Raw genomic sequence first — 6114 nt, 5'->3', positions numbered from 1 at the left:
GAATAATTTAAACCTATTCTAAATAAATCTATATTAATTGATTAAGTGCAAATAATAAAAATGTAATGTTTTAGTTCCAAGATATATAGATGACTGCTGACAAATAGGATGAAAGAATAATAATATTATATTTACAGGTGTTTAATTATCCCATTGTAAAGAATTATATAAAAACCAATGTTTATTAAGAATTTTTAATTACATAAAATTTTGCGCATAAAAAAACCGCCTCGATGGAGACGGTTTCTTTATTTTTTAAGTAGAGATTATTTTACAACAGCTACTTTTTTAGCCTGCTTTGCTGCTTTTTTGTCAGCTTTTGCTTTTGCTTTCAGCTCTGCAGGAGTCAATGGCTTTGGATCAGGAGCATTCGCGTCTACATTTCCTTTGATGTAGATTACGCTTCTGCTGTTTGCAGGGTCGTTAGAAAATACCTCAATCATTTTGTTGAACCCACCGTTAATCGCCGTATTGTATCCTACTTTAATTTGAGCAGATTTTCCAGGCATGATAGGGTCTGTCTTAAATTCAGGCGTTGTACATCCGCAAGATGCTTTAACATTAGAAAGTACCAAAGGCTTGTCACCGGTATTGGTTACCGTGAAAAATCTTGTACCGTCTGAACTTGGTTTGATAGTACCGTAATCATAAGTGGTCTTGTCAAACGTGATGGTTTGTGCAGATGCTAATGCAAATGTTCCGAATAATGCAATTCCTGCAATTAATTTTTTCATATTCTCGAATATTAAATACATTGTTAGATAAATTTTGAGAAACAAAGTTAAAAATTATTTTAATTCATACTCAAAATTTTTTTTCTTTAGACTATTTTTGCAAATTGTAAAGTAAAGTATTAGAATTTATGCAGATTTCAGAAAAGTACAATCCACAGGAAACGGAACAGAAATGGTACAATTACTGGTTGGAAAACAAATACTTCCATTCAGAACCAAATGAAAAGCCGCCTTACACTGTTGTCATTCCTCCTCCCAATGTTACAGGGATTTTGCACATGGGGCACATGCTGAACAATACCATTCAGGATGTTCTGGTCCGCCGTGCAAGGATGCAGGGCTTCAATGCCTGCTGGGTTCCGGGTACAGATCACGCTTCCATTGCTACAGAAGCGAAGGTTGTTGCCAAACTGAAGTCTGAAGGAATCAATAAATCTGATATAACCCGCGAAGAATTTTTAAAGCATGCCTGGGAATGGACGGACAAATACGGCGGAACCATCCTTGAGCAATTAAAGAAATTAGGATGTTCATGTGACTGGAACAGAACCCGTTTCACCATGGAAGAATCCCTTTCTCAGCAGGTAATTAAAAGTTTTGTCGATCTTTACAATAAAGGTTTGATTTATCGTGGATACCGAATGGTAAACTGGGATCCTGAAGCGAAAACCAATATTTCTGACGAAGAAGTAATCTTTAAAGAACAAAACGGAAAATTATATTTCCTAAAATATAAAATCGAAGGGACGGAAGAATTCCTTTCGGTGGCTACTACACGTCCTGAAACCATTTTCGGGGATACTGCCGTTTGTATCAATCCCAATGATGAAAGATATGCTCATCTGAAGGGTAAAAACGTAATTGTACCGATCGTAAACAAAGTCGTTCCGATTATTGAAGATGAATATGTAGATATCGAATTCGGAACGGGTGCATTGAAAATTACACCGGCTCACGACGTTAATGACTATGAAATCGGGCAGAAGCATAATCTTCAGATGATTGATTCTCTGGATGATGACGGAAATTTAAATGATTACGGCCAGCATTACGCAGGAAAAAACAGATTTGAGGTAAGAAAGCAGATCGCAAAAGAATTACAGGAAAAAGATCTTTTGCTGAAAGCGGAAGACTATGTAAATAAAGTCGGGACTTCAGAAAGAACAGGTGCTGTAATCGAACCTAAAGTTTCCGTTCAGTGGTTCCTGAAAATGTCTGAAATTGCAAAGCCTGCTCTGGATGTTGTAATGGATGATGAGGTGAAGTTTTATCCTGAAAAGTTTAAAAACACCTACAGGCACTGGATGGATAACATCCGCGACTGGAATATCTCCCGCCAGCTTTGGTGGGGGCAGCAGATTCCTGCATTCTATTACGGAGACGGGGAAAATGATTTCGTAGTCGCAGAAAATATAGAAGATGCTTTAGCTTTAGCAAAAGAAAAAACGGGTAATCCATACCTCGAAACATCAAATTTAAAGCAGGACGAAGACGCTCTTGATACCTGGTTCTCATCATGGTTATGGCCAATGTCTGTATTTGACGGGCTGAACGATCCTGAAAATAAAGATATCAATTATTATTACCCGACCTCTGACCTGGTAACCGGTCCGGATATTATCTTCTTCTGGGTGGCCAGAATGATCACGGCAGGATTGGAATACCGAAAAGAAGTTCCGTTCAAAAATGTTTATTTTACAGGGATTGTAAGGGACAGTCAGAGAAGAAAGATGTCAAAATCTTTAGGAAATTCCCCCGATCCGCTGGAATTGATGGACAAATATGGTGCTGATGGCGTTCGTGTAGGGATTCTATTGAGTTCTGCAGCCGGAAACGACCTTCTTTTTGATGAAGACTTAATGCTTCAGGGAAGAAATTTCATGTCGAAAATCTGGAGTGCATTCCGGTTGATCAACATGTGGAGCCATGAAGACAAACCTGCAAATTCAGCAGAAAATCAGGCCATTGAATGGTTTGAAAATAAATTAAACAAGACAATCATTGATATTGATGATCAGTTTGCAAAGTTCAGGATTTCTGATGCTTTGCATTTGATCTATAAATTAATCTGGGATGATTTCTGCGGTTATTACCTTGAAGCCATCAAGCCGAATTATGGTGAAGGCATTTCTAAAGAAGTTTACCATAAAACCGTTGCGCTTTTTGAAGAATTAATGAAGTTGGTTCATCCGTTTTTACCGTTCCAGTCAGAAGAAATCTGGCAGTTGATTTCGGAAAGAAAAACCGATGAAGCTCTGGTTATTGCTCAGCAAAAGAAGGCAGAAGCATTTAATGAAGATATCATTAAGAACTTTGAAACGGCAACAGAGGTGATTTCAGGGGTAAGAAATTACCGCCAGACCAAAGGAATTTCCCCGAAAGAAGCTGCTGAAATTTTCACCAATGCTTCAGGATTTGCCAATGAAGCCGTGATTAAAAAACTGGCCAACGTTTCAGAAATCCATTTCGGGACAAAAACAGACAAGCTGAGCTTTACATTTTTGGTCGGGTCAACAGAAGTTTCAATTCCATTAAGTGAAAACTTAGATTTAGGAGAAGAAAAAATCAAAACAGAAGAGGAGTTAAAATATCTGAAAGGGTTCCTGGTTTCCGTAGATAAAAAGCTTTCCAATGAAAAGTTTGTTGCCAATGCAAAACCTGAAATCGTAGAAGTGGAGCGCAGAAAACAGAAAGATGCCCAGGACAAAATTGCCATTCTGGAAGAAAAACTGAAAAGTTTATAACAGATCCGGAGTAATTTTGGACAGTTTATTGGATGCCGGACTTAGAGAATATAATGAATAATACTCTCTGTGCCGGTATCGAAATGAATATAAATAAATGACACACATACAAAACATACAGAAATTATTTTCAAAAGACTTCGTGGAAAGCCCTTTATTGGAAAGCTTCGAGGTCGGGAAGATATATCTTCCCAGTGGTAAGCTGGTGGCCTGTGATCCGGTTATTACCAATGATATGCAGCCGTTTACCACCGTATTTCCGAAAGGTGATTTTGCCGTTTTACTGCACAAGGAAAGAGAAAGCAACTGTGTAGCCTATGCCGAAATTGTTTTCAGCAGCTCTGAGATTTCAGAATGGCAGCTGGCTACTACCGAAGGACAGCTTGTAAAAGACCTTGCAGAAGGCGAGGTTTTCGGATATCCTGTAGAAAGCGGAATGGGATGCTTCATGGATGCCGATACACAAAATGTCCTGAATGAACTGGAACAGAAGCTCTATCACAGCAAAGGGGTAGATTTTATGGGGATTTATGAAGAGTTTTTCCATGAACACTTCTTTGATGAAAACGGAGCTATTGACCAGTATGCATTTTTAAAGCCTTCAGACAACCATCCTGGAACCATTTTTGCCTTTGAAACAGGGTATGGCGAAGGTTTTTATGCAAGTTATATTGCGTATGATAAAAACCGGGAGCCGGTAAAGATCGTTACGGAATTTATTGAAATCAGTTAATTAATATTAATTGTCTTGTAAACCTGATTTCCACCTTGTACATTTGTTACTTGTCAACACAAAATAATATAAACCAATGAATTTCTCATCAGAACAGCCAAAAATCATCGTTGTAGGAAGCTCGTCGATTGACCTTGTTTTAGAAACAGAAAGAGTCCCGTGCGTAAATGAAACGGTTATTGCCCATAATTCAGAAAGCTATTTTGGAGGGAAAGGAGCTAATCAGGCCATAGGAACAGCCAGATTAGGCGCCAGCGTGTATTTCATCGGCTGTGTAGGGATGGATCCGCTCGGCCAGCAGATTATGAGGAATATGGTGGGCGAGAATGTGAATGTCGGCTTTGTTTTTGAAACCGACAGAGAAGCAACAGGAACAGCGTACGTTACCACGTCAGACGGAAGTGCCGCAATTGTTGTGGTGCCCGCAGCCAATAACTACCTGAGCATCGAGCATGTAGAAGCGGCAGACAAATATTTTCATACCGCAGACCTTGTCCTTCTTCAGCTTGAGGTTTCCATGAAAGTGATTGAATATACCGTCAGAAAGGCTAAGAAATACGGCAAAAAAGTAGGCTTGTATGCTTCCCCGGCACAGAAATTAGGCAATGAAGTTCTTGAAAGCGTTGATTTTATCGTGGTAAAAAGCAATGAACTGCATATTGTGTTCGGTGAAGACCAGAGAGAAGTGATCCTTAAAAAATATTTCAACAAGGTTTTCGTAAGGGATGATATCAATTCCACCGTTTATTTTGACGGTACGGAAATGAAATACTGCAGCAGCAGTTACAATGACAAAAATGCCTATACCATGGGGATGGGTGACGCTTTTACTTCAGGGTTTTCTATTGCGCTGTGCCACGGCAATGATATTGAGGAATGTGTGAAATTCGGGAACGAAGTTTCAGCAAAGGTATCCGGTAAGAAAGGTTCCCAGACCGGTCTTCCGAGGGTATCAGACTTTCTTTAATTATTTTCCGCATATCGAAAGATTAAAAAAATAACTTAAAATACAGTTTAAAATTCCACTTTTACAGTGGAATTTTTTCTTTTTTATTTATGGAAAAACTCATACTTGCTTCATCTCATTTTCCGGTTACGGCCCACATCTTTCATCCTGAAAAAAGCAACGGCCGGCTCCTGCTTATCAATTCCGCCACAGGGGTAAAACAGCAGGTTTATTTCTCATTCGCCCGTTTTTTTTCCGAGAAAGGATTTACTGTGATTACCTATGATTATTGCGGCATCGGGCTCTCAAAACCCGGAAATCTTAAAGGTTTTAAGGCATCCATGAGAAGCTGGGGTTCCGAAGACTATAAAGCGTTGACAGATTATATCAAAGTTCATTTTAGAGAGTACCTGAAGTATTGCCTGGGGCATTCCATCGGAGCGTTGATTATCGGGATGAATCAGGACTCTGGAATATTTGAGAAGTTTATTTTTGTAGGGACGCAGAATGCTTTTACAGGAAATTTAAAATTTAAAACAAAAATTGAAGCCTGCCTGGGTTTTGGGATTGTACAGCCTTTAACCACGGCGTGCCTTGGATATTTTCCGGCACACTGGTTCGGGTTGGGAGAAAGTCTGCCGAAAAATTGTGCATATGACTGGAGAACCTTAATTTTAAACAAAAAATCAACCGGTGCCTTGTTGGAGAAAACCGGTGATTATTCTAAAAATTTAAACCGGGAAGTTTTTGTTATCCGTGCAGAAGATGATGCCTGGCTCACTGAAAAAGGCGTTAGAAGCCTGTTGGATGATACCTATCCTTATCTTAAGCCCAGGTACAGGCTGATTAAGGCCTCCGAATCGGAGAAAGGGGAAATCGGGCACATTAATTTTTTCAGAAGCTATAACAGGAAGCTCTGGGACATTATTTTAAATGAATTAAATTGAATTATTAAAT

General features: G+C 39.1%; 5 protein-coding genes. 4 read left to right on the top strand and 1 reads right to left on the bottom strand.

Annotation, left to right across the window (positions count from 1 at the left end; translation table 11 throughout):
• Positions 1-266: 266 nt before the first annotated feature.
• Positions 267-734: a DUF1573 domain-containing protein gene (locus ASE55_RS13475; protein WP_056220611.1), complete on the bottom strand. Its 468-nt coding sequence runs from the start codon at positions 732-734 to the stop codon at positions 267-269.
• Between the two features lie 128 nt (positions 735-862).
• Here ASE55_RS13475 and ASE55_RS13470 point away from each other — a divergent pair, with 128 nt between their 5' ends.
• From ASE55_RS13470 to ASE55_RS13455, 4 genes are all read left to right on the top strand, one after another.
• Positions 863-3478, top strand: a complete 2616-nt coding sequence (locus tag ASE55_RS13470; protein WP_056220604.1) for a valine--tRNA ligase — start codon at positions 863-865, stop codon at positions 3476-3478.
• A 97-nt stretch (positions 3479-3575) separates the two neighbouring features.
• The gene (locus tag ASE55_RS13465) at positions 3576-4211 is read left to right on the top strand and encodes a DUF4241 domain-containing protein (protein ID WP_056220601.1); all 636 of its coding nucleotides are present in this window, start codon (positions 3576-3578) and stop codon (positions 4209-4211) included.
• Positions 4212-4287: 76 nt separating this feature from the next.
• Entirely contained in the window at positions 4288-5178 is an 891-nt protein-coding gene (locus ASE55_RS13460) for a ribokinase (protein WP_056220598.1), read from the top strand.
• Between the two features lie 89 nt (positions 5179-5267).
• Entirely contained in the window at positions 5268-6104 is an 837-nt protein-coding gene (locus ASE55_RS13455) for a serine aminopeptidase domain-containing protein (protein ID WP_056220594.1), read from the top strand.
• Positions 6105-6114 lie beyond the last annotated feature (10 nt).

This window comes from Chryseobacterium sp. Leaf201, from assembly GCF_001421435.1.
In the GTDB taxonomy this organism is placed as follows: domain Bacteria; phylum Bacteroidota; class Bacteroidia; order Flavobacteriales; family Weeksellaceae; genus Chryseobacterium.
The sequence above is the reverse complement of the archived record's forward strand: the minus strand, read 5'-3'. Positions and strand labels throughout refer to the sequence as shown.

Excerpts from the sequence above, each read along its gene's own strand:
- ASE55_RS13470 (WP_056220604.1), top strand. The coding sequence starts at position 863 with ATGCAGATTTCAGAAAAGTACAATCCACAGGAAACGGAACAGAAATGG.
- ASE55_RS13475 (WP_056220611.1), bottom strand. The coding sequence starts at position 734 with ATGAAAAAATTAATTGCAGGAATTGCATTATTCGGAACATTTGCATTA.
- ASE55_RS13465 (WP_056220601.1), top strand. The coding sequence starts at position 3,576 with ATGACACACATACAAAACATACAGAAATTATTTTCAAAAGACTTCGTG.
- ASE55_RS13455 (WP_056220594.1), top strand. The coding sequence starts at position 5,268 with ATGGAAAAACTCATACTTGCTTCATCTCATTTTCCGGTTACGGCCCAC.
- ASE55_RS13460 (WP_056220598.1), top strand. The coding sequence starts at position 4,288 with ATGAATTTCTCATCAGAACAGCCAAAAATCATCGTTGTAGGAAGCTCG.